Origin of the sequence: Streptomyces sp. NPDC048255 (genome assembly GCF_040652415.1) — a bacterium.
Lineage (GTDB): Bacteria > Actinomycetota > Actinomycetes > Streptomycetales > Streptomycetaceae > Streptomyces.
Window position 1 is genome coordinate 50,143 of sequence record NZ_JBEZMA010000025.1, and the last position, 21,765, is coordinate 71,907.

At 70.3% G+C, this 21,765-nt stretch carries 23 protein-coding genes, 1 tRNA gene and 4 pseudogenes; 18 read left to right on the forward strand and 10 right to left on the reverse strand.

Going from position 1 to position 21,765, the window contains the following annotated elements:
• Nucleotides 1-3: 3 nt before the first annotated feature.
• Nucleotides 4-228 (reverse strand): annotated as a pseudogene (locus AB0D94_RS20680) (hypothetical protein); the annotation flags it as partial.
• Nucleotides 229-1,066: 838 nt separating this feature from the next.
• On the opposite strand from AB0D94_RS20680, the gene AB0D94_RS20685 reads away from it, so the two are divergent.
• The 5 genes and pseudogenes from AB0D94_RS20685 to AB0D94_RS20705 all read left to right on the forward strand — a co-directional run.
• Complete coding sequence (locus tag AB0D94_RS20685) at nt 1,067-1,960, forward strand: expansin EXLX1 family cellulose-binding protein (RefSeq protein WP_362053763.1); 894 nt, start codon at nt 1,067-1,069, stop codon at nt 1,958-1,960.
• A gap of 125 nt (nt 1,961-2,085) precedes the next feature.
• Nucleotides 2,086-2,619, forward strand: coding sequence for a SigE family RNA polymerase sigma factor (locus tag AB0D94_RS20690; RefSeq protein WP_362053766.1), 534 nt, complete (start codon nt 2,086-2,088; stop codon nt 2,617-2,619).
• A complete protein-coding gene (locus AB0D94_RS20695; protein ID WP_362053769.1) occupies nt 2,616-3,425 on the forward strand; it encodes a hypothetical protein in 810 nt (269 codons plus the stop codon). Before AB0D94_RS20690 ends, AB0D94_RS20695 begins: the two co-directional genes overlap by 4 nt.
• 27 nt (nt 3,426-3,452) lie before the next feature.
• Nucleotides 3,453-3,893: a hypothetical protein gene (locus AB0D94_RS20700; RefSeq protein ID WP_362053772.1), complete on the forward strand. Its 441-nt coding sequence runs from the start codon at nt 3,453-3,455 to the stop codon at nt 3,891-3,893.
• A 555-nt stretch (nt 3,894-4,448) separates the two neighbouring features.
• A pseudogene (locus AB0D94_RS20705) lies at nt 4,449-4,844 on the forward strand (transposase family protein); the annotation flags it as partial.
• Between the two features lie 140 nt (nt 4,845-4,984).
• On the opposite strand, the gene AB0D94_RS20710 reads toward AB0D94_RS20705, so the two are convergent.
• The 4 genes from AB0D94_RS20710 to AB0D94_RS20725 all read right to left on the reverse strand — a co-directional run bounded on the left by AB0D94_RS20710 (nt 4,985) and on the right by AB0D94_RS20725 (nt 7,981).
• On the reverse strand, nt 4,985-5,554 hold the full coding sequence (locus tag AB0D94_RS20710; RefSeq protein ID WP_362053775.1) for an SMI1/KNR4 family protein: 570 nt from the start codon (nt 5,552-5,554) through the stop codon (nt 4,985-4,987).
• Nucleotides 5,555-6,447: 893 nt separating this feature from the next.
• Complete coding sequence (locus AB0D94_RS20715; RefSeq protein ID WP_362053778.1) at nt 6,448-6,885, reverse strand: NUDIX domain-containing protein; 438 nt, start codon at nt 6,883-6,885, stop codon at nt 6,448-6,450.
• Between the two features lie 30 nt (nt 6,886-6,915).
• Nucleotides 6,916-7,707 (reverse strand): 3-oxoacyl-ACP reductase FabG, encoded by a 792-nt coding sequence (gene fabG, locus AB0D94_RS20720; RefSeq protein ID WP_362053781.1) that lies wholly within the window; start codon nt 7,705-7,707, stop codon nt 6,916-6,918.
• A complete protein-coding gene (locus tag AB0D94_RS20725) occupies nt 7,688-7,981 on the reverse strand; it encodes a hypothetical protein (protein ID WP_362053784.1) in 294 nt (97 codons plus the stop codon). The genes fabG and AB0D94_RS20725 overlap by 20 nt, the downstream gene beginning before the upstream one ends.
• A gap of 199 nt (nt 7,982-8,180) precedes the next feature.
• On the opposite strand from AB0D94_RS20725, the gene AB0D94_RS20730 reads away from it, so the two are divergent.
• The 5 genes from AB0D94_RS20730 (at nt 8,181) to AB0D94_RS20750 (ending at nt 11,004) form a co-directional block, all read left to right on the forward strand.
• Nucleotides 8,181-8,702, forward strand: a complete 522-nt coding sequence (locus AB0D94_RS20730) for a DUF6879 family protein (protein WP_362053787.1) — start codon at nt 8,181-8,183, stop codon at nt 8,700-8,702.
• A gap of 7 nt (nt 8,703-8,709) precedes the next feature.
• Nucleotides 8,710-9,666: a helix-turn-helix transcriptional regulator gene (locus tag AB0D94_RS20735; protein ID WP_362053790.1), complete on the forward strand. Its 957-nt coding sequence runs from the start codon at nt 8,710-8,712 to the stop codon at nt 9,664-9,666.
• Entirely contained in the window at nt 9,560-9,793 is a 234-nt protein-coding gene (locus AB0D94_RS20740) for a DUF397 domain-containing protein (RefSeq protein WP_362053793.1), read from the forward strand. The genes AB0D94_RS20735 and AB0D94_RS20740 overlap by 107 nt, the downstream gene beginning before the upstream one ends.
• 211 nt (nt 9,794-10,004) lie before the next feature.
• Nucleotides 10,005-10,733 (forward strand): pentapeptide repeat-containing protein, encoded by a 729-nt coding sequence (locus AB0D94_RS20745; RefSeq protein WP_362053796.1) that lies wholly within the window; start codon nt 10,005-10,007, stop codon nt 10,731-10,733.
• Nucleotides 10,734-10,930: 197 nt separating this feature from the next.
• Nucleotides 10,931-11,004: transfer RNA gene (locus tag AB0D94_RS20750), tRNA-Met, on the forward strand.
• A gap of 133 nt (nt 11,005-11,137) precedes the next feature.
• Here AB0D94_RS20750 and AB0D94_RS20755 read toward each other — a convergent pair.
• The 3 genes and pseudogenes from AB0D94_RS20755 to AB0D94_RS20765 all read right to left on the reverse strand — a co-directional run bounded on the left by AB0D94_RS20755 (nt 11,138) and on the right by AB0D94_RS20765 (nt 13,866).
• Nucleotides 11,138-11,563: a restriction endonuclease gene (locus tag AB0D94_RS20755; protein ID WP_362053905.1), complete on the reverse strand. Its 426-nt coding sequence runs from the start codon at nt 11,561-11,563 to the stop codon at nt 11,138-11,140.
• Between the two features lie 344 nt (nt 11,564-11,907).
• Nucleotides 11,908-12,392: pseudogene (locus AB0D94_RS20760) on the reverse strand (MFS transporter); the annotation flags it as partial.
• 508 nt (nt 12,393-12,900) lie between these two features.
• Nucleotides 12,901-13,866: a pirin family protein gene (locus AB0D94_RS20765; RefSeq protein WP_362053799.1), complete on the reverse strand. Its 966-nt coding sequence runs from the start codon at nt 13,864-13,866 to the stop codon at nt 12,901-12,903.
• Nucleotides 13,867-13,971: 105 nt separating this feature from the next.
• Between AB0D94_RS20765 and AB0D94_RS20770 the strand changes: the two genes are divergently transcribed.
• From AB0D94_RS20770 to AB0D94_RS20800, 7 genes are all read left to right on the forward strand, one after another.
• A complete protein-coding gene (locus tag AB0D94_RS20770; RefSeq protein ID WP_362053802.1) occupies nt 13,972-14,322 on the forward strand; it encodes a tetratricopeptide repeat protein in 351 nt (116 codons plus the stop codon).
• 187 nt (nt 14,323-14,509) lie between these two features.
• Nucleotides 14,510-15,703 carry a methyltransferase gene (locus AB0D94_RS20775; protein ID WP_362053908.1) on the forward strand — a complete coding sequence of 398 codons (1,194 nt, stop codon included), beginning with the start codon at nt 14,510-14,512 and terminating at the stop codon, nt 15,701-15,703.
• A 28-nt stretch (nt 15,704-15,731) separates the two neighbouring features.
• A complete protein-coding gene (locus AB0D94_RS20780) occupies nt 15,732-16,607 on the forward strand; it encodes a MerR family transcriptional regulator (RefSeq protein WP_362053805.1) in 876 nt (291 codons plus the stop codon).
• Between the two features lie 218 nt (nt 16,608-16,825).
• Nucleotides 16,826-17,383 (forward strand): DUF6230 family protein, encoded by a 558-nt coding sequence (locus AB0D94_RS20785; RefSeq protein ID WP_362053911.1) that lies wholly within the window; start codon nt 16,826-16,828, stop codon nt 17,381-17,383.
• A complete protein-coding gene (locus AB0D94_RS20790) occupies nt 17,374-17,937 on the forward strand; it encodes a DUF6114 domain-containing protein (protein WP_362053809.1) in 564 nt (187 codons plus the stop codon). The genes AB0D94_RS20785 and AB0D94_RS20790 overlap by 10 nt, the downstream gene beginning before the upstream one ends.
• Nucleotides 17,934-18,590 carry a hypothetical protein gene (locus AB0D94_RS20795; RefSeq protein WP_362053812.1) on the forward strand — a complete coding sequence of 219 codons (657 nt, stop codon included), beginning with the start codon at nt 17,934-17,936 and terminating at the stop codon, nt 18,588-18,590. The genes AB0D94_RS20790 and AB0D94_RS20795 overlap by 4 nt, the downstream gene beginning before the upstream one ends.
• A 232-nt stretch (nt 18,591-18,822) precedes the next feature.
• Nucleotides 18,823-19,128, forward strand: coding sequence for a DUF2087 domain-containing protein (locus AB0D94_RS20800; RefSeq protein WP_362053815.1), 306 nt, complete (start codon nt 18,823-18,825; stop codon nt 19,126-19,128).
• Here AB0D94_RS20800 and AB0D94_RS20805 read toward each other — a convergent pair.
• A complete protein-coding gene (locus AB0D94_RS20805) occupies nt 19,101-19,880 on the reverse strand; it encodes a metallophosphoesterase (RefSeq protein ID WP_362053818.1) in 780 nt (259 codons plus the stop codon). The two genes, AB0D94_RS20800 and AB0D94_RS20805, sit on opposite strands and share 28 nt — an antisense overlap.
• 119 nt (nt 19,881-19,999) lie before the next feature.
• Between AB0D94_RS20805 and AB0D94_RS20810 the strand changes: the two are divergent.
• Nucleotides 20,000-20,296: pseudogene (locus tag AB0D94_RS20810) on the forward strand (VWA domain-containing protein); the annotation flags it as partial.
• Nucleotides 20,297-20,318: 22 nt separating this feature from the next.
• Here AB0D94_RS20810 and AB0D94_RS20815 read toward each other — a convergent pair.
• A complete protein-coding gene (locus AB0D94_RS20815) occupies nt 20,319-21,749 on the reverse strand; it encodes an NAD(P)/FAD-dependent oxidoreductase (protein ID WP_362053821.1) in 1,431 nt (476 codons plus the stop codon).
• Nucleotides 21,750-21,765: the final 16 nt, after the last annotated feature.

The following is a 21,765-nucleotide window of genomic DNA, read 5'->3' on the forward strand; positions in this document are numbered from 1 at the left end:
CGCCTACCGGGAGCCCGCCTCCCGTGGCTCCGCTCGCGCGTCGACGATCCACTCGAAGAAGAACTCGTGCCTGAGGAAGGAGACGTCGTACTCATGACCCGGGTACGGCGGGATCAGCTGAGCGGCCTGGATCAGCCGCCGGCCCGCCCGGAGCGCCGCCACCCCCGACTCGTACGGCGGCTCGTCGCTGTCGCCCGTGGTCGGTGAGGTGCGGCCCGTGCCGTCGTACGGCACTCGCCCACCTTGACGAGCCCCCCGCTCTCACCGCCGTCGGCATCGGCGTGCACGGCCCGGCCGGCCACGTGGACGTGTTCTCCCTGCCGGATCTCTGGCAGCTCCATCTGTACGACTACGAGGCCGATTTGACGGTGGACGGCACGGAGTGCGCGATCCGCCCCGGCCGGGTCAGCCTCGTACTGCCCGGCGCCGAGGTCCGCTATCGCTGCCGGGGCCGGTCCTCACACCTCTACGTCCACCTCCGTCTGGGTTCAGGTGGAACTCCGCACAGCGTCCCGGCGTTCCAGGACGCGGGCCCCGAACACACTTGGCTGACTGTCCAGTTGCGGCATGCACTGGCCGCCTGTCCACATAGCCCGGCACGGGCCGCGGCGGAGGCGTGGGCCGCCTTGTGGCGGGTCACCCGGCTCGCGCCCGCGAGGGAGCGGAACACGCAGGCCGCTCATCCGGCGGTCACGGCCGCGCCACTTCCCGCAGGCCACCGCCCTCTTCGTCCCCGCCGTCGCCGCGTCGGTCGGCATTCCCGACCTCCAGGCGTTCAACAAGGCTCGTCGCCGCGCGCTCGGAGCCTCTCCGCGCGGCATCCGCGCCGCCAGCCCGTTTCCCCGCACTCCCTTGCTCAGTGAGCGGACCTATTCGGGGCACCGCTGTCCGGCCGCGCTGAAGGACCCGCCGCGCGCCTGCTTCCCACCGTCGGCAACCTTTTCGCGCCCTGCGGCGACCAGGCAGTGCACCTCGACTCAGATCTTCGAAACGGACGGACATGCAGACTGCACGGCAGGCCGCGCGGCAGCGCAGGCGCAGACACAGGCTGATGCTGGGGACGGCAGTGATACTGACCGCCGCGGGCGTCCTCTTCTGCCTGGTGACGGCCATGCTCCCCGGCCCCAAGTCCAGGGCCGGGGCCGGGGCCGACGCTGCGGCCGACGTGGCCGCCCCCGCCGCCACCCTCGCGGGAGCCACGCCCTCGGCCCCGACGAGCCCCGCGCCCCCGGCGAACTCGCATGCCGCGGCAACCCCGAGCGCGGCCGTCGCCACGACCACCGCGGAGACGCCACGGCCTTCGGCGAAGGAAACCCCACCGGCGGCGTCCACCCCGGCACCGTCGGCAGGACGCATCCAGCCCGGGACCACCTACAAGGGCGTCGCCACCGCATACGCTGCCGGCGACGGCAACGGCGCCTGCCTGTTCGGCCCGAGCGACAACCTCATGATCGCGGCAATGAACACCACCGACTACGAGTCGTCCAGGGCGTGCGGCGCGTATGTGCGCGTCCGCGCCGCGAACGGCACTTCGATCACGGTTCGGATCACCAACGAATGCCCGCTGCCCTGCGCACCCGGACAACTGGACCTCAGCGAACAGGCCTTCGCGGAACTGGCCGACCCCAAGCTCGGCCGCATCCCGATCACCTGGAGCCTGCTGAGCCCCCACGTGTCCGGCGCGCTCTCCATCCGGTACAAGACCGGGTCCAGCCCCCACTGGTGCGGCATCCAGGTGATCGACCACCGGAATCCGGTCGCGCGGCTGGAGGTACGCACCGAGAAGGGCTGGCGGAGGCTGCCCCGTACCGACTACAACTACTTCCTCTCCGCCGACGGCGGTGGGTGCGGCGGCGCGATGAGGATCACCGACATCTACGGAGAGCAGTTGACGGTCGACGGGACCGCGCTGCTGCCGAACGTCGCACAACCGACCCGGGTCCAGTTCGCCGCGCACTGAATCCTCACCGCGGCGGGGTGGCGGAGCCGGGTACGCCGCATCGGCGCGCCCTGGTCAAACCGGGCGCTGGTACGCTGCCGCCCGGATGTTAGCGCACACATTTGCGGAAGGGGCGACTGCCGGACATGGTCCTCGATGACGCGTCCGCGGAGTTCCACGACTTCTTCGAACGCCACTACGCCGAACTCGCCCGGTTCGCCCATCTCCTGACGGGCGAGGCGGACGGCGCCGACGATCTGGCCGCGGACGCCCTGATCGCACTGTGGCAGCGCTGGGACCGGCTGCGCCAGGCCGAGTACCCGCTCGCCTACGCCCGTGGCGTGGTCGCCAACCTGGCACGGTCACGGATCCGCAGCGCGGTGCGCGAGCGCCGCCGGATCGCCCTGTTCTGGTCCCGCGGTGCGGAGCCGTTGCACGGTCCGGACGTGGCCGCCGTGGTGGACGTGCGGACCGCTCTCGCCCGGTTGCCGTTCCGGAAGCGGGCATGCGTGGTCCTGCGGCACGCCTTCGACCTGTCGGAGAAGGACACCGCGCTGGCGCTCGGAATATCGGTCGGTACGGTGAAGAGCCAGACCTCGAAGGGGATGGCCGAACTGGAACGGATGCTGGACAGCACGGGATCAGCCGGGGAACTGTTGGCGGGGAGGAGGAGTCGTTGAACGAGGAGCTCACCGAGCGGCTGCGCGCAGCCGCCGAGGCCCATCAGCCCGACCGCGCCCGGATCCTGGCACGCGTGGAACGCGGCATGTCCGGAGCCCCCGCCCTCCACCGCGAGCCGTCCGGCGCGAGGCCCTGGCCCAGAGTCGCGCTCGCCTCCCTCACCGCGGTCGGCACTCTGGCGGTCGGTGGTTTCGCCGTCGCCGCCATCGTCCAGTCACCGCCGGCCCGGCCGGACGTCTCGGCCACCCCCGCCGCGCCGTCCGCGCCGTCCGGGACTCCCCGGCCGACACCGTCGACACCATCGGCGCCCACCACCGGCCGCCCGACCACGCCGGACCGTTCGTCCCCGACGGGCCCCAGCCCTTCGGCGTCAGGCTCCGCGGGCTCGGCCCGGCCCGGCAACGCGCACGTCCAGGACGGGCCTCTGTCGTCGGCCGGCTCCTTGGGCACGAACAGCAACAGCTTCTGGGCGCAGAGCAACATCACCCTCAAGTCCACCCACCCGCTCACCGCACTCACCGTGGAACTGCGCATCACGCAGACCGGCGCAGTGCAGAGCACCGGCAGCTGGCGGACGCTGCCCGCCGAGGATTTCACCGTCACCGTGCAGAACGAGGGCGGAGCAGTGGTCTACCGCTGGATACTCAAGCCGGGCCGCACGGTACCGGCCGGACAGCACGTCTTCGCCGGCCAGTACAACCACGCCGCCGGCGCACGCGAGGTCGAGCACGACGGGTACCGCGTCGACGCCGACGGTCCCCGCGGCGCCCTCTCGGTCTGGGGCGGCTTCACCCCGGCACGATGAGGCCGTGCCGCTTCGCGAGCCCGTGGGGTGGACGGCGCGGAGATCGTCGCGCTCGGCTCCGCCCTGCTCGTGTACGCGGTCGGCCTGATCTCCGCCGACCAGGCCTTCGCGGGCTTCGGAGACCCCGCGGTCGTGTACGTTGCGGCGCTGTTCGCCGTCGGCGCGGCCCTCCGGCAAGCGGCCTCACCACAATGGCAGGTCAGGAGCTGCCTGCCCGCGCCGGAGCCGACGATCACCAACGGAGTGCACGCCGCCGCGCTCGTAACCGGCGTCCTGTGTGTCATCGGCGCCGTCCTCGCCGCAGCCGGCGTACGGCGCAGCCCCGAGGAAGCCCGTCACCAAGGGGGGGACGGGGCCGGACGGCCCGGACGGCACCCGCAAGCCCGCGGGATCGGCGGCTCACGCCCGGCCGGGCCGGCCGATCCCTTCGCACCCCGCCGTTGCCGTCCGTATCCGCCGGTTGGATGAAGGGCACCACACCGCCGTCCTCGCCCTGGCTTCCACGACCGCGGCCGGGCGGCCCAGCCTCCTTCGGTGACGGAGCTGGAGGGCCATTTCGATCAAGGGTTGGTTTAGGCTCCACCCAGTCCGCGCAAAGGGTGCTTGCCCCAAAGGACCAGTCGCCTGAAGGCGTGATGACCGTCCGTCATCTGCAACTGGTCGGGGAGCTGGAACGGGGGACGTCGTTCAAGCCGCTCGGCACAGTGAGGACCATCCTGCAGCTGCCGGTTCCGAAAGTCGACCGGCCGCTCGGCTTCAACGCATATCCCTCACAGGCCAACACCTACCGCGTGCAGACGCAGGACTTGCGGCCTGGCGACCAGCCAATCATGCGGACCGAGGGCGTGCTGGAGCGCGACGCCGAGAGCCTCGACTTGACGGACCCGATCATCCGCACTCGCTCACTGCAATCTTTCAGAGTGGCCACTGATTGGGTGACGGGCCAGCGTTCCGCAACTCACAAGGCTCCCGTGCCGTTGAGAGAGATGCTCGACGTCTCAACTCAACAGCACAGGAGCCTCGTTGGTGCCCCGGCCTGCTGCACTCGACCTGCCGCACGCTCTGGTCGAGTGGGTATCCATGCTCATCGTCACCCATGAGGGTGACCGACGCTGCAAGCTCCCACCCCACCAGCGCGCCCTCGTCGGCCTGGTCTACCTGCGCCGGCACGACACGCTCACGCAGATCGCCGCCGGCTTCGGCATATCCGTCGGGACCGCCCACGCCTACGTCACGGCCGTCGTCGGTCACCTGTCCCGCCGGGCACCCGGCCTGCTGCGGGTCCTGCGCGAGACGGATCCCGATCACGTCCTGCTCGACGGGACGCTCGCCGAGTGCGACCGGGTCGGCGACAGCCGGGCCGACTTCCCTCAGAAGCACCGCCGTCACGGCGTGAACGTACAGGTCGTGGCCGATCCCGCCAGGCCCGCTGCAGCCCCAACCGGATGACCGTCATTGCCGCAGCCATCCTCACCTTGGAACGTCAACGCTGATGAATCTCATTGCCGTTCCAGGGTGAGGGCAGCTTGGCAATGGCCGTCATCCAGTTGGGAACCGGCTCACGACCAGACAAGTCGACCTTCGGTGAACCGACAGACCGGGGAGCTTCCATCGGCGATCCTCGTCAGCGTCTTCGCCACGGAGTCGAAATACTGGGCCATCGACTCGTACTCGCCCGTAACCGTGGGGTCACCCACGAACCAGCGGCCGACGCGCCCGTCCCGCATATCGATGAACTTTCCCATCCAGCCGTCCTGGTCTGACAGGAACGGGATCCACTCGTTACGCCAGAACGGGTAGTCCGGCTGGTCCGGAGGGTCGAATCCACAGGACGTGGAGCGGTTCGCGTAGAGCCTCTCCATCGCCCGGATGCCCAGAAAGAAGCTTCCCTCGTCGGGGAACCCGTCGAAGCCGCAGCACATCACGTCGTCGTCGACGTCTTCCTCTCGCAGATCCAGATTGTTCTGCAACAGCCACGTCCGCAGGTCCCCATGCAGGGAGATCCCCATCCGTTCCTCGGCTGCCGCGAGAATCTGCTCCGTAGCGGGCCCTGGCAGATCTGCGTGATCGGCCGGCGCGTGCTCCCGAAGAAGACTCATCACACGCGACCAACTCTCAGTCACACTCATCGCCCTCTGTCCTCTGTCCTCTCTACAGGGATGTCTCCGTCCGACTACGCCACTGCGGAGGTTGAGAAGTACCGGCCGGAGAACCTTGCAGGGATGGTACTTCGAGCGTGTGTTCCATCCCTCCCCACGATCGTCTTCCGCCCCGAAGCGCAGGGTCGGCCCCTCAGCAAAGTGACGCCTGCGACTCTTCACAGACGACCCACTGCGCCCGGCGGGCCCAGCCGAGGAGTTTCCAGGACTCAAGCGAGGGCCACGGCGTCACCCTGGGGTGGCGAAGCTGAAAACGCTCACTGTAAGTGGGGGCGCGGAGGTACTGACTGGCAGTGGCAGCAGTCACCTCGATGCCCACGGTCCTGAACCAGCAGGGGCTGGCTGAGACCGACCGCTGGCCCCGGGAGATTACGGGTCCCTCATTTCGGCGCTTCTGGGGGCTTCCGCGTCACGGAAGCCGGCCCCCGCCCGTCCTCGACCTCATCCCTCAGGCCCCTCCCAGCTGCTGGGCATCGACGAGTGATGCTCCACCGGCCTCTCCGTACCCAGCGCCGCCCAAACCAAAAAGGCGCACGCGCCCACTCCCAGCAGACCGACCGGAATAAGCACAGCGAGCAGCCATTCAGGCATGACGTCCCCCCAGACACCTTCCCTGCACCCCGTCCGACCAGCATAAAGGCCCCCACTGACACCGCCTCGGGGCGAGCCGCCGGCTCGCCATAAAGGGCTTCTGCGTGTTGAGATCCCTTGGCCAACGCCCGCCGTCTGGCCCGTGCCAACACACTGCGTCCGTCCCAACGCGAGCAGCTCACAGCAACCTGCAGCAGCCGCACGCCGTAGGCGCCGTCGGGACCGATGCACTTCAGCGTTGGTCCCGACGGCAAGTTCACAAAGCCGGGCGGCTACTTCGCAGCCTCTGCCCGAACGGTGCCGGCGTCGATGGCACCCCGGAGGACGTGGGCGATCTCCTCGGGCTTGAGGTCGATTCCGTCGAGCCCCTCGACGGTCAGCGGGATTTCCTCCAGCGCGTATTCGCCGCGGCCCTCGGCACTGAACTCGGGCCCGGAGCGGTCCTCGAAGGACCAGGTGGCGATGCGGGCGAGGTAGAAGAGCTGACGCTCGTCCTCGGACTCCATCGTGTGAAGGAGTCGGACGATGTCGGCCTTCCCCGCAATCTCCTCGTGGATCTCCCGGTGAAGGGCGGCCTCCCGCGACTCATCACTGGGTTCGACGCCGCCGCCGGGCAGTACCCAGTACACGGGGATGCCGGGCTTGGTGCGGCGGATGACCAGCATCGTGTCGTCCGCAGTGACGAGGACGGCTCGGACTCGTTCGATCATTTCGGTCTGTCTCCTTGCTTGTTGGCTGTCTCAGTGCAGCAGCCAGCCGCCATCGACGTGGACGGATTGCCCAGTGATGAACGACGCGGAGGGGCCCACGAGGAACGCCACCAGGGCCGCGCCATCCTCGGGCCGACCACGGCGAGGGACGCACTGGCGCTTGATCTGGTCCTCCGGGCGCGCGAGGTGCTGGGCGGGGATGGCGTTCTCGGCCTCGACCTGGATGGCGCCGGGCATGACCGTGTTGACGCAGACCCCGTACGGGCCCAGTTCGCGGGCGAGGGAGCGGGTCAGGCCCAGTAGCCCGGCCTTCGCGGTGCTGTACGCGACGAGATTCGTCCGGCCGGCGCGGGCGTTGACGCTGCCGATGTTCACGATCCGGCCCCAGCGGCGTTCGATCATGCCGGGGGTCACGGCGTGGCAGGTGCGGTAGTGGGCGGTGAGGTTCACGTCGAGGGAGTAGCTCCAGGCAGCCTCGTCGGTGTCCTGCCAGGGGACGCGGGGGTAGGAGCCGGCGTTGTTCACCAGGATGTCGATGGGCCCGATCTCGGCGCGGACGAGCTCGACCATGCTCTGGACGGCGCCGGGATCGGTGAGGTCGGCGTTCGCCGCGATCCCGGGGCTGCCGTCGCGCTCGAAGGCGGCGAGGAGGGTGTGGGCATCGGGGTCCTGGCCGAGGTGGTTGACCGCGACGGTCGCGCCAGCGGCGGCGAGCGCGCGTCCGATCTCGGCACCGATACCGGTGGCCCCACCGGTGACGAGGGCAGTGCGGCCCTGGAGCGGGCGGGCCTGGAGAGGGGTCTCAAGCAGGGGCAGGGACATAGCTGCTCCGTTCGCCAGAGTGGGGGTGAGGGGCCGATGTGGTGGTGAGGAAGGTGTCGACCGTCGTGATCGGATCCTGGCTCTCGGCAAGCTTGATCAGCACGAGCAGGAGGTCGTGGCCAGTCAGCCGGGAGGCCGGGACAATCCCGAGGATGCGCAGGGCGAGGAACGCGTGGATCTCTTCCAGACCGCTGCCATCCTCGACCTTCTGATGCAGCTCGACATCCCCCTGGGACACACGGCCGTGGAGGTCCCGACGGAGTTGTTCGAGCACCTGACCAAGGACGACCTTCCGGCCGGCGAGATCAGGCGCATCGAGGACCCCATCGTGATCCTCACCCCGAACGGTACGTTCATCGTCCAGGGCCAGGAGGTGACCGACTCCGAGGCCCTCGCCGAGATGGATATTCCGGACTACGAGACCGTGGTCGAGGTCCCGAAAGCCGCGATCAAAGCCCTATTGGAGGACCCGCGTGAAGCTGATCTCCAGCGCCGAGCGCAACCGGCTCTTTGGGAGCTTCGCGCAGGACGCTTTCCACCTGGAGCTGAGGGACGACTACTCCGTCCCGGACGAAGACGGCCCCTTCGCCGACTGGCTGCGCGGAGTGGTCGACAACTCCTATATGGAACCGTGGACGAGCATGATCCGGCGGGTTACCGATCAGGGGAAGACAGTCCGGCGTGTCCGCGTGGTGACGGAGCCTCACTCCCCCTACGTCCAGTGGGAGTACGCGACCACGCCCGTCAATCAGGACGCCGGCGAAGACATCCGCTGGCTTCCCCGGCACGACCTTCCGCCGGGGTTGGACTTCCCTGTCGACGGCAACGATTGGTGGCTGTTCGACGACAGGATCCTCGCCGTGGGCCACTTCGACGAGACCGGCCGAGTCCTGGGATCAGAACTGATCGAGGACTCGGATGTCGTGGCCGAGTGTGTACGCGTCCGAGACCTGCTGTGGGCCTCCGCCGTGGCCCACCGCGAGTACAAGCCCTGACCCATCCGTGAGCAACCGAGCACAAGAGACACGCGCGGCACTGGGTGCCCGGCTGCGGATTTTCCGGCGAGATGCCGGATATACCAGCGGCCGGGCATTTGCTGCGGCGCTCGGCTGGCACGAGTCGAAGGTCTCGAAGATTGAGCACGGCAAGCAGAACGCGAGCGAAGAGGACATCCGGGCGTGGTGTGAAGCGACAGACCAGAGCGAGCACACTTCCGATCTCATCGCCACCGTGCGTCACATCGATGAACTCGGGCTTGAGTGGCGCCGACAGCTGCAGACCGGCGCTGAGATGCGACAGAAGAAGTCGCTACCGGTCTACGCCAGAACGAAGCTCTTCAGGATCTGGCAGCCCAACGCCATATGGGGAACGTTCCAAACTGCCGACTACGCTGCGGCGATCTTCCAGCAGGCCGTGCGCTTCTACGAAATGCCCAACGACACCGAGGCCGCGGTCGCGAAGCGGATGGAACGGCAGAGATACCTCTACGAAGGCAGCCGGAGGTACCACGTCATCCTTGGCGAGCAGGCGCTCTACTCCAACGTCGGCGGTCCAGGTGTCATGAAGTCGCAGCTCGACCGCCTGGTGGCACTCATGGGCCTGGCACGAGTCAGTGTGGGAATCGTCCCCATGGCAGCCCCGACCGAGATCTGGCTGGGCCACTCCTTCTCGATGTTCGATAACAGAATCGTACTTGTTGAGACGTTTTCGGCAGAGATGACAGTCAGCCAGCCCAGGGAGATCGAGCTCTACGCCAAGGCGTTCGCCCTACTCAAGCGTCAGCCGTCTACGGCGAACCCGCAATGTCACTCATCAGAGCAGCAATCGATCATTTCAGCCATCAGGAGAGGTAATGCCCGAAGGCGGCCCGCACTGGCGGACCAGCTCGTACACCGGAACCGAAACATGCGTCGAGGTCGCAAGCGATACGCCTGGTTGTGTCATGGTGCGCGACACTAAGCGCCCGGACGGCGGCACCATCACGGTGGGGCCCTCGGCATGGTCTTCATTCGTCGAGTACAACAAGGCCTCCCCAGCGACAGGCCCGTGCCGGAGGAGCCGGCAGCCGGCCAGCGGCACGGGTTGACGACTACCTCACTCCACAAGGCTCCAACTCGGTTGCCTCCGCGCTCGCATCACCCTCGCCTACGCCCAAGACGGCGGCCGGTGGAAATCACCCGCCTACAGCGCTACTCGTACACAGTCTTCCGAAGGGCGCGGTGTCAACGTTCGCCCCGACCGGCTCCGTCCACCGCCGTGAGTGACGGGAGCACCCCTCCGTTGTTCTACAGGCCGAGGTGATCGGTCCCGCCGCCAGCGCGGAGCCGCCCCGCGCCAACGGCAAGGAGCACCATGGCCACCCGCACCTTCAGTCTCACACCATCACCCTGCCGGAGCTGGACGAGCCCGGCCTCTACCTGAGCAGCGTCGACAGCCTCGACAGCTCCCGCGACACCGTCCAGGACTTCGCGTACGGGGATGCCGATCTCCGATCGCTCGACCTCGCGGAAACCCAGCTCGTCACCGGCCGGCTCTCGGGCATCCGCGCAAAGCGGGTCGAGTTCGGGGCAGTCAACCTCCACAGCGTCGAGATCAGCGACAGCGACCTCGGGTCTACACACTGGACTGGGAGCAAGCTGACTCGAGTCCACATCCGGAACGGCAAGCTGATGGGCGCCGCCCTGGACGGCTTGGTGCTCGATATCGTGCTGTTCGAGGGTTGCAAGTTCGACTTTGCCACCTTCCAGAAGGTCTGCGTCGCCGGCCCTATGGCCTTCATCGGCTGCTTCCTCACCGAGGCCACGTTCACCGACTGCGACCTGTCCGACGTCGTGTTCACCGACTGCATGCTCCGGCTCACTGAATTCGGACGGGCCGTCTACCGCAACACCGACCTGCGCGAGAACAATCTGTCGGCAATCCGCGGCGGCGCGAACCTCGCCAAGGTGCGCATCAACCCCGGCCAGCAGTCCGACCTCGCTGAAGCCCTTGTGAGCGAACTCGACATCACCATCCGGGACGACTGACCCAGGGGACCCGCGCCCCTGCACATCGCCTACGGCGACCCGTCCGCCCTCCGCGCCCGCTGCGAAATCGCCACCGTCCAGACCACCCGCCCGGAGACCCTAATTGCCCCTGCGAGCCGCGAGCGCTTGCGAAAGCACGTCGGGCAGGAAAACCTGGCGAAGCCCAGGCCAAAGGTGCCGTATCGTGGAGGCATCGACGCGGGGTGGAGCAGCTCGGTAGCTCGCTGGGCTCATAACCCAGAGGTCGCAGGTTCAAATCCTGTCCCCGCTACTGCTCAGAAGGGCCCGGATCCCGTAAAGGATCCCGGGCCCTTCTGCGCTACACAGTGCCGACGTTCTTATGCACGCGCTACGCCCTTCATGCCCCCTGCCTTCCGAGCACGGCAAGCGGAACGCGAGCATCGCTACTCGTACGTGTTCTTGCGCAGGGCGCGGTGCCGGCGGTCGCCCTGGCCGGCTCCGTTCACCGCTGTGATTGACGGGAGCGCCGCTCCGTTGTTCCACAGGCCGAGGTGGTCACGGTGGACGGCTACGACACCGTTTTGCACGGCGCAGCGTTCGGCGGGGCCGCTGAAGTACGTGGTGGTGACGAAGACGGCGACCTCGGCTTTGAAGTGCACCTGCGAGCCAAGGAGGTTGCGGACCTCCCCGTTGGAGATCTTCCGCTTCGGGTGGTAGCGCTTGCACTGGATCACCATGGTTCGGCCGTCGGGCAGACGTCCGCGTACGTCGGCGCCGTCGTCACCCCTGCGGCCGACGCGGCGGACTTCCGTGCATCCGTCCCGCCTGCAGAGGTCGGCCACGAAGTCCTCGAACTGCGTGCCGTCCATCAGGTCCACGTCGGCGAGCGTTCGATGGCCGACCAGAACGTTAGGAGCAGCGCCAGGACGATGACGCCGACCCATGCGCCGGCCTTGAGCCGAGCCTCCCGGGCGCTTCCGTGATGCCGACCGGCGCCTCTTGCGTACCGCCACCCAGTACCTCCCCGTCTCCGATCAGCAGTCTGGGCAAGGCGACGCGTGCCAGTAAGAGCGCCCGTCGGCCATGGCTCGATCCCTGCGGGCCGCCCACCAGACGGCGGGCACGTGCTCAACGACGACCCGGATGTTCCTGCGGCCGAAGCCGAGGAACGCTGAAGGTCATCGGCTCGGGGCGTTGCCTGGACGAGTCCCAAGGCTGTGACAGCGGCGGTGATCGACAGTGCGGCGAGCAGTGCGAACAGTGCAGGGTATCCGCCGAGGGGTCCGGCTGGGACTGCGCCGGCGAATGGGGCGAGGGCGGCTGCGGTGTGTGCAGGTGCTCCGAGGAGTCCGGAGAGCCGACCGTAGTGGGTGGTGCCCCAGCGGTCGGTGACGGCGGTGGCCTGGAGGAGGGTGAGATCGCCGCGGATCAGCCGGCGAGGACGGAGACCGCGACGAGCAGGGCGTAGGGGCCGGCCACGGTGGCGAGGGCGGCGGTGGCGAGGGCGGCGGTGGTGAGGGCGCCAACTGCGACCAGGGTGACGGTGCGGGCGGCGACGCCGAGGTGGCGGGCGAGGGTCGCGTACAGAGTGCGGCCGAGGGTCTGGCCGGCGCCGCCGAGGCCGAGGGCCCATGCGGCCTGGGTGGTGGTGGTGTAGCCGCGTTCGAGGAGGAGGGGGACGAGTCCGATGACAAAGCTGGGCCAACGCCGACGAGCCCATCCCGGTCCGTTGCGCTCGACGTCCTCACCCCGTACGACGCCCTCGCGGCGGGGCAGACCGGCCCCCACTCGGTCGCAGGTTCAGGGGCGCCGTACCTGCTCGTGCCTACGACACGCTGTCGCGCCTTCGACTCCACGTTCGGCTCGCGGAGGCGGCCGTCCGTCGCGAGCGACGCCGCCTGAGCGCAGCTTCCCACCAGACCGCTGCTCGGTACAACGCGTTGTACCGAGCAGCGTCGGGCTTCGAACGCCGCAGAGCCTCATGGCGGGACACCAGCGGACGTGACGAACTGTCACCAAAGTCAGCATTGGGTCAGCATTGGTCCTGGCAAAGCTGACCCCACCAGGTCACACATGGGAAAGCGCGGAGCCGCGAAAGCAGCTTCCGGGAACCCCTGCCGCGGGCCCCTCCGGACCGATCTCCGCGAAGCGTCACCTTCGCTCCGGCTGATCTCGGGCCGATCGGCCCGATCCAAAAACATGCAGGTCAGCGCACCCGCCCACGTGCTTTCAGGGGCACCGGCGGGAGCTGCGGAGCGGGGATCGGAGGGCCGTCGTAGCCCTTCACTTCGCCGTACCTCGTGCCTTCCATCCAGTCCTTGCGCGCCTGTACGATCTCCTCGTTGGAGCGGCCGATCCAGTTCCAGAACATCACGATCTCCTCCTCGAACGGTTCGCCGCCCAGGAGCATCAGGCCCGCGTCCGAGGTTGCCCGCAGGGGGAGTTCGGTGCGGCCGCAGCCGAGGTAGAGCATCGAGCCCGGGAGGAGCGGGACGCCGTCGACGTGGGCCTCGCCCGACATCGACAGGACCGCGTACTCGAAGTCCGGGTCGAGCGGGAGGCGGGTCTCGGTGCCCGACGTCAGGGCCAGGTCCGCGCCGACGATCGGGCTGTACGCGGTGCCCGGCGAGGTCGCCGTGTCCAGGGTGCCCAGGATGACCGTCGCCGTCAGGCCCGGGGCGGTGACTTCCGGGAGCTGGGCGTGGTGCTGGAAGTGCGGGGCCACGTCCCGGTGGGCGTCAGGCAGCGCCACCCACAGCTGGGCGCCGTGCAGGAAACGGGCGTGCGGGCGCGGGCTCTCCTCGGAGTGGCTGATGCCGCGGCCCGAGGTCATGAGGCCCAGCTCGCGCGGCCGGATCGTCTCGAGGCTGCCCACGCTGTCGCGGTGCAGGACCTCGCCCTCGTGGAGCCAGCTCACGGTCTGGAGCCCCGAGTGCGGATGCGGCGCGACCTGCATGCCCGGCTCGTCGGCGATGTCGTCCGGGCCGTAGTGGTCGACGAAGCACCAGGCGCCCACCATGCGGCGGCCCAGGTTCGGCAGGAGTCGGCGGACCTCGGTGGATTCCCCGAGCTTGACGGTCCGCGGGCTCAAGAGCTCGCGGACCGGTTCGGCCACGACGAAACCGCGGCCGCCGCAGGCGGAGAGAGCGGGCTGGCGATCGAGATTGCTCATGCGGACAACCTAGCCGCGCGGGCGCGGCGGCGCGGGGTGGAATGTTCCACCGCACAGGCGTGTTGGAGGCGGGGTACACACCCCCTGAACCGCGGAAGGGACGCGATGAACGCGCCGACGACGTACCTCGAGCACGGGACGGCAGCCGAGCGCTGGGCGCGGGCCCAGCTCTTCTTCGAAGCGAAGGAGTACGCGACGGCCGCACGCATCCTGGAGCCGCTGGCCGGCGAGGCCCCCGAGCAGCTGGCGCCCCGGCTGCTGCTGGCCCGCGCCTACTACCACTCCGCCCAGCTCTCCCGCGCGGAGCGCGAGCTGCGCGCCATCGTCGAGCGCTGGCCGGTGGAGGACTACGCGCAGCTGATGCTCGGCCGCACCCTGGAGCGCGGCGGCCGTGCGGACGAGGCCCGGCCGTACCTGAGGACGGCCGCGGCGATGGCCGGGGACTTCCCGGAGTAGGGCCGGGGGGCCGCCCGGCGCAGGCCGGGGGGCTGCCCGGCGCAGGCCCGGCGACTTCTCGGCGTACGCCCTGGGACTGTCCGGCGTACAGCCGGTGGCTTCCCGGAGCAGGCCATGACCGCGGCTCGGCCCCGCCCATGCGGGGTCGGGCCGTCGCCTCGGTTAGCCTGGGGCCACGATGAACCGTCTGACCACGCCTTTCGGCTCCTACGAGCTCACCCGTTTCCCCGAGGACCCGCGCGACCGGCTCCGCGCATGGGACGCCGCCGACGAGTACCTGCTCCAGCACCTCGACTCCGGTACCGGGGAGCGCGGGCCGGTGGACCTCGCCGGTGCCGGCCAGATCACGGTGCTCGGGGACCGCTGGGGAGCGCTGACGACCGCGCTCGCCGCGTACCGCCCGACGCAGATCACCGACTCCTCCCTGAGCCGGTCCGCCACCGCGGCGAACCTGGACCGGGCCGGGATCGGCACCTCCAAGGCGACGGTGACCCTGCTGACCACGCAGGACCCGCCGCCCGAGCGGATCGACGTCCTGCTGGTGCGCGTACCGAAGAGCCTGGCGCTGCTGGAGGACCAGCTGTACCGGCTGGCGCCGCACGTGCACGCGGGGACGGTCGTCATCGGCGCGGGCATGGTCAAGGAGATCCACACCTCCACGCTGCGCCTCTTCGAGAAGATCCTCGGGCCGACGAAGACCTCCCTCGCGGAGAAGAAGGCCCGGCTGATCTTCTGCACGCCCAATGCCCAGGGGGCCGCCCGCCCCGCGGGCCCCGGGCCGTGGCCGGTGACGTACACGGTGGACCAGGACGGGGGCTCGGCCGCCGGGCTGACCGCCGTCAACCACGCCGGGATCTTCTGCGCGGACCGCCTCGACGTCGGCACCCGGTTCTTCCTGCAGAACATCCCGACGAACACCGACGGCGCCCGCGTCGTGGACCTCGGCTGCGGCAACGGCCTCGTCGGCACCGCGGTCGCGGTCGCCGACCCGGACGCCGAGGTCGTCTTCACCGACGAGTCCTACCAGGCGGTCGCCTCCGCGCAGGCCACGTACCGGGCGAACGTCCGCGAGGGCCGGCGCACCGCCGAGTTCCACGTCGGGGACGGGGTGGCCATGCTGTCCCCCGGATCCGTGGACCTGGTGCTGTGCAACCCGCCGTTCCACTCCCACCAGGCCACGACCGACGCCACGGCGCTGCGGATGTTCGCCCAGTCGCGCAAGGTCCTGCGGCCCCACGGCGAGCTGTGGGTGGTCGCCAACCGGCACATGGGGTACCACACGCACCTGCGCCGCCTCTTCGGCAACAGCGAAGTCGTCGCGAGCGAGCCGAAGTTCGTGGTGCTGCGAGCGGTCAAGCAGGAGCGTCCGCGCCCTATGTGACCTGCCGGTACGTCCTACACTCTGCCGCGTGAGCAGCCAGGCGGAGCGTGACGGACGAACGGTCGGCGAAAGCGGAGGCGGGAGCCGAGGCGAGGGCGAGGGCGGCGAGGACGGAAGCGCGCCCGACAGCGGGCACGGGGGCGGACCCGGCGACGGACCCGGCGACCGACCCGGCATCGTTCCCGGGCGCTACCGCCGGGAGGACGTGGCCCGGGCAGCCGGCGTCAAGGTGCGGAACCTGCGCTACTACCAGGAGCGCGGGCTGCTCCCCCCGCCCCGCAGGGAGGGCCGGATCGCCTGGTACTCCGACGACCACCTCACCCGGCTGCGCCTGATCAGCGACCTGCTGGGCCGCGGCTACACCGTCAACGGCATCGCGGAACTTCTGCACGCCTGGGAAGAGGGCGGAGGCCTGTCCCAACTGCTGGGACTGGAACGGGAGATGACCCGCGACTGGGTGCAGGAGGAGCCGGTCACGATGACCCGTGCGCAGCTGCGCGAGCTGTTCGGCCCGGCGGCCACGGCCGCGGACACCCGGCGGGCGGCGGAGCTGGGGTACGTGACGGTCGACGGGGACCTGGTCACGTACCCGAGCCGGCGGCTGCTGGAGTCGACGCTCGCGCTGGTGCGGCAGGGGGTGCCGCTCGCCGAGATCCTGGACGCGGGGGACTTCGTACAGACGCAGGCGGCCGCGCTCGCGGACCGCTTCGTCGGGCTGTTCCGGCGGCATGTGATCGGCGCGGAGGGGCTGGAGCAGCTTTCGGCCACACAGCTCCAGCACATCACGCGGGCGGTGACGGCGCTGCGTCCGGTGGCCGGCGAGGTCGTGGCCGCGGAGTTCGCGCGTGCGATGGCCCGGCGGGTCGATGCCGAGGTCGCCGAACTGCTGCGTACGGAGCAGTAGGAGTCGGCCGAAAAGGTGCGCTCGCACAACCTTGCCAACCTCCATTGGCACTCTTACATTCAACTCGTCGGTAACAACAAAGGTGCACAGCCGGAATAAGGGACGATCTCATGGCAGATTCCCCGCACTTATCCAATCCGCCCGGCCCCGCGGACGAAGAGGGCGGCGGCGCCGCGAGCAGCGCCGACGGCCGGGTCCGCTGGCGCCGGTTCGCCCTGCTGACCGTCCCCGCCGTCGCCGTCACGGCGGGCCTCGGGATCGCCCTCGCGCAGGGCGCCCTCGCCGCCTCCTTCGCCGTGTCGGGGCAGCAGTTCAAGGTGTCGGCGAAGAGCCTGGAGGGCGAGGGTTTCGCCCAGTACGGCAGCGTCGACGTCAATGCCCGCGAGGAGCTCATCCCCGTGGCGGTCACCGCCATCAGGGAGGCCAAGCTCCACAGCCTCTGCCAGTCCGTGGTCACCACGCTCCCGGTGATCGGGGACATCTCGCTGAACCTCACGGCCGGTCAGAAGGCCCCGGTCGAGGCGAGCAACCTGTTCGTCGACGCGACCCAGCTCTCCGGCGACGCCGTCTTCAGCAACATAGAGATCGGCCGCGACGCCTCCACCCTCGACAAGGGACCGGCCGACGCGCAGGGCATGCAGGACCTGTTCGCGCAGCAGGCGGACACCGTCAGCATCACCGATCTCCAGCAGACCGCGTGGGCGACCAACGCGGGCACCTTCAAGCTCTCCGGCCTCAAGATGAACGTCAGCAAGGGCAAGAAGGAATGCTTCTGAGGCGCACCGCCGGACGGGAGCGCGCGGGCTCCGGACGGGAGCGCGCGGGCGTCGGCCGGTTCCGCCGCTGGCGGCGGAGCAGACCCTTCTGGGGAGGGTTCTTCGCCATCCTGGCGGGGGCCGAGATCTGCGTCCTGCCCCTGGCACCGCTGAAGGTGATGCTCCAGCAGGGGGTGGCGGGGATCCCGTCCGTCCTGATGGGGATCGTCATGATCGTGCTCGGTCTCACCGCCTGGTTCGCGCCGCACCAGCGCGGCCTCGCCGGTGTCCTCACCACCCTCATCGCCACTGCCGCGCTGGTCATGTCGAACCTGGGCGGCTTCCTGATCGGCACCCTGCTCGGCATTCTCGGCGGCGGCCTGATGTTCGCCTGGCAGCCGTACGCCGCCCCGCGCGGCAGTGGCGCGAAGCCCGGCGGCGGTACTCCCCCACCCGCCGCGCCCGCCGCATCCGCTGCCGCTCCGTCCTCGGCCGCCGCGCCTGCTTCCGCCACCGCCCCAGCCCCAGCTCCCGCTCCCACCGCGCACCACGATCCCCAAGGAGCACAGCCATGATCCGTACGCGCACCGCGCTCACCCTCGCGACGGCCGCCGTCGGCATGCTGTCGGTGGCCTCGGTCACCGCCACCGCCACCGCCGCGCCGTTACCGCTGGCCGGGTCGACCACCGTCACCCCGGCCGGTCACGCGTTCAAGGCCAACCTCAGCGGGAAGGCCACCCTCAAGGCCGGATCGGTGACGGTGACCTGCACGGTCTCCGTGGCCACCGGCACGGTGCCGGCCTCCCCCGGCAACCACAACGCGGCCGGGCCGGTCTCCTCGCCGATCTCCGCGCCGACGTACAGCTCCTGCACCGCCAGCATGCCCGGCGTGACCCCGACGGTCACCACCAGCGGTGCCTGGACGGTGTCGATGCAGCACGGCTCCCCGATCACCGCCACCATGACCGTGCCGGTCGGCGGACTGGTGGTCAAGACGACCGGGCTGGCCAACTGCACCGTCACCGCGGCGCCCACGGCCGCCGCGAACGTCGGCGGCACCTGGGCCAACGGCGCGCCGCCGAGCCTGACCTTCACCAACGCGTCCGTACCGGTCAAGGTCACCGGCGGGTTCGGCTGTCCCACGAGCGCGACGGCCTCGACCTTCAACGCCGTGTACCTCGTCTCCGACACGACCGACCCGGCGCAGCAGATCACCGTCGGCCCCTGACCCCGCCATCCCTCAGGGGCAGGCCCGCCGGTCCCGGACGTGTCCGGGACCGGCGGGCCACTCGTGTGCGGGCCCCGGCGGTGGGCGGCGCACTCCACCGACCACGGGACCACGGGACCGCCGGACCGCCGGACCGCCGGACCGCCGGACCGCCGGACCGCCGGACCGCCGAGCATACGGGCCGGGAAAATTGCGTTGCCTGAGCCGCGTCGGCCGGGAGACGCTTCCCGGCATGTCACAGAGCACCGTGCAGTCCCCCACCGAACCCGCCCGTACGCCGCGGGACGTCTCCGACCTCTTCTCCGGCGGCCGCCTCAAGGTGATCCCGCGCAAGGCCGCCCGGCGCGAGCAGTTGCTCGTCCACCTCGCCGGGACGCTCTTCGCGCCCGACCGGGACTACACCGAACCCGAGGTGAACGACGCGCTGCGCACGGTGCACGAGGACTGCTCCGCCCTGCGGCGCTATCTGATCACCTCGGGCCTGCTGACCCGCACCCGCGACGGCAGCAGCTACCGGCGGGCCACCACCACCCGGTAATGGGTCGTCAGCCGCCCGCCCTCGCCCAGCACGTGGAAGGCGACGGCGGGCGGCTCGTCGAGGTGCACGTGGTGCTCGGGACCCTCCTGCGGCTCCCAGGGCAGCCGCAGCGTGGAGACCACGCCGGGCGCGACGAGCAGCGGCCGGCCCGCGAAGGTGGTGGCCGCGGCGGTGTGGGCGTGCCCGCAGAGGAACGCGGTCAGGTGGGGGTGCCGTCCGGCCAGCTCCGCGAGCCTCTCCTCCCCGAACTGCCTGATCTCGTCGACGTAGGGCGTGTGCAGCGGGACAGGCGGGTGGTGGAACCCGACGAGGACCGGGGTGTCGCGGGGGGTGCCGGCGAGGACGTCCTCCAGCCAGGCCAGCGTGGAGTCGGCCAGCAGGCCGTGGTCCTCGCCGGGTACGGAGGAGTCGCAGACCGCGAGCACGAAGCCCTCGCCGCGCAGCACCTGGTCGACCGGCGCGGCTGACGCGACGCCCGCGGGGGCCGCCTCCTCGCCCAGCAAGACCTGCCGGAACGCCGCGCGTTCGTCGTGGTTGCCCGGGCAGATGACCAACGGGTGCCGCGAGACCAGGAGTTTGCGCGCCAGTTCGTACTCGGCTGCCGTGCCGTGGTCGGCTATGTCGCCGCTGACCAGCACGGCGTCCAGGTCGTACGGGAGGGATTCCAGGTAGTCCATCACGGCGCGGGTGCGGTCGGCGGCCCGCCGGTCGCCGTCGAGGTGGACATCACTGAGGTGGGCGATCACGATCACGGTGCACGGCCTCTCTCCAGAAGTGTGTACGCCCCATTCAACACCCCGTTCAACTGCGTTCCCCCGCCCCGCCCCGTCCCGTCCCGTCCCAGGGCACGCGATGAGCCGTTGCGGCGGCCAGCCGGTGGGGGCTGCCGGGCCTGAGGACCCGTCTGATGGCCTTCGACACCCAGGTGGTGGACCTGAGCGGCGATGTCACCGCCCCGGTGGAACTGCTGGTGCGCGTCCAGCTCGGCGGCGGGACCGGCATAGCGAAGGCCGTCGACTACGGCGCCGGTCTCGTGGACGACCCGCGCCGCGCCATCGTCGTGCTGATCACCGACTTCTACGAGGGCGGCGACCCGTACCGGCTGGTGCGGGGCGTACGGGGGCCCGTCGAGCAGGGCAGCCCCGTGCTGGGCCTCGCCGCGCGCTGACCGCCCTCGAACTCCAGGGGTGTCAGTCCCGGTAGGTTTCCAGCAGGCGCAGCCAGACCTCGCTGATCGTGGGGAAGGCCGGGACCGCGTGCCACAGGCGGGCGATCGGGACCTCCCCCGCGACGGCGATCGTGGCGGAGTGGAGGAGCTCCGCCGCGCCCGGGCCGACGAACGTCGCGCCGAGCAGGACCTCGCGGTCCAGGTCCACGATCATGCGGGCCCGGCCGCGGTAGCCGTCGGCGTACAGGCCCGCACCGGAGACCTTGGACAGGTCGTAGTCCACGGCGCGCACCCGGTGGCCGGCCCGTTCCGCCTCGGCCAGGCTGAGGCCGACCGCGGCGGCCTCCGGGTCGGTGAAGACCACCTGCGGGAGGGCCCGTGTGTCGGCGGTGGCCGCGTGCGCGCCCCAGCCGCCCGTGTCGGCCGCGGGGACGCCGGCGACCCGGGCTGCGATGGCGGCGCCCGCGATCCGGGCCTGGTACTTGCCCTGGTGGGTGAGGAGCGCGCGGTGGTTGACGTCCCCGACGGCGTACAGCCAGTCGTGTCCGGGGACCCGGCAGCTCTCGTCCACGCCGATCCAGTCCCCGGGGGTCAGGCCGACGGTCTCGAGTCCGATGTCCTCGGTGCGCGGTGAACGGCCCGTGGCCATCAGCAGTTCGTCGCCCTCCAGGGTCTCGCCGCCTTCGAGGACGACCGTGACGGGCCCGGTCGAGCCGTCCCGTACGACGGCCTCGACGGCCACGTCCGTACGGACCACCGCGCCGGCCTCGGTCAGCGCCTCCGCGACCAGTTCACCGGCGAACGGCTCCATCCTCGGCAGCAGCCGGGGGCCGCGGACGAGGACGGTGACCTGGGAGCCCAGGCCCTGCCAGGCGGTGGCCATCTCGGCGGCCACCACGGAGCCGCCCACGATCAGCAGCCGGCCTGGCGCCTCCTGCGCGGAGGTGGCCTCGCGGCTGGTCCACGGCCGGGCCCCCTCGATCCCGGGCAGCTCGGGGACCACCGCCCGGCTGCCGGTGGCGACGACCACCGCGTGCCGGGCGGCGAGCACGTGGTGTTCGCCCTCGGGGCTGGTGACGGCGACCTTCCGGACCCCGTAGAGCCTGCCGTGGCCGCGGTACAGATGGGCGCCGATGGAGTCGAGCCAGTCGATCTGGCCCTCGTCCTTCCAGCTGCCGGTCCAGTAGTCCCGGTGCGCGAGCACCGCGGCCGTGTCCAGCGGCCCGCCGACGGCCTGCGCCAGCCCCGGCACCCGGCGCGCGTCGGCCCGGGCCAGTACGGGGCGCAGCAGAGCCTTGCTCGGGACGCAGGCCCAGTACGAGCATTCCCCGCCGACGAGTTCGCTCTCCACCAGGGCGGTGCTCAGTCCGGCGGCGCGCGTCCGGTCGACGATGTTCTCGCCGGCCGGACCCCCGCCGAGCACCACGACGTCGTACTCCACGGCTTCAGTCATACGGGCCAGTGTCACC

Bases quoted from the DNA above. Each gene is read 5' to 3' on its own strand.
- AB0D94_RS20790 (WP_362053809.1), top strand. From the start codon at position 17,374: ATGCTTCTGAGGCGCACCGCCGGACGGGAGCGCGCGGGCTCCGGACGG.
- AB0D94_RS20690 (WP_362053766.1), top strand. From the start codon at position 2,086: ATGGTCCTCGATGACGCGTCCGCGGAGTTCCACGACTTCTTCGAACGC.
- AB0D94_RS20710 (WP_362053775.1), bottom strand. From the start codon at position 5,554: ATGAGTGTGACTGAGAGTTGGTCGCGTGTGATGAGTCTTCTTCGGGAG.
- AB0D94_RS20770 (WP_362053802.1), top strand. From the start codon at position 13,972: ATGAACGCGCCGACGACGTACCTCGAGCACGGGACGGCAGCCGAGCGC.
- AB0D94_RS20715 (WP_362053778.1), bottom strand. From the start codon at position 6,885: ATGATCGAACGAGTCCGAGCCGTCCTCGTCACTGCGGACGACACGATG.
- AB0D94_RS20815 (WP_362053821.1), bottom strand. From the start codon at position 21,749: ATGACTGAAGCCGTGGAGTACGACGTCGTGGTGCTCGGCGGGGGTCCG.
- fabG (WP_362053781.1), bottom strand. From the start codon at position 7,707: ATGTCCCTGCCCCTGCTTGAGACCCCTCTCCAGGCCCGCCCGCTCCAG.
- AB0D94_RS20740 (WP_362053793.1), top strand. From the start codon at position 9,560: ATGCCCGAAGGCGGCCCGCACTGGCGGACCAGCTCGTACACCGGAACC.
- AB0D94_RS20755 (WP_362053905.1), bottom strand. From the start codon at position 11,563: ATGGACGGCACGCAGTTCGAGGACTTCGTGGCCGACCTCTGCAGGCGG.
- AB0D94_RS20795 (WP_362053812.1), top strand. From the start codon at position 17,934: ATGATCCGTACGCGCACCGCGCTCACCCTCGCGACGGCCGCCGTCGGC.
- AB0D94_RS20765 (WP_362053799.1), bottom strand. From the start codon at position 13,866: ATGAGCAATCTCGATCGCCAGCCCGCTCTCTCCGCCTGCGGCGGCCGC.
- AB0D94_RS20800 (WP_362053815.1), top strand. From the start codon at position 18,823: ATGTCACAGAGCACCGTGCAGTCCCCCACCGAACCCGCCCGTACGCCG.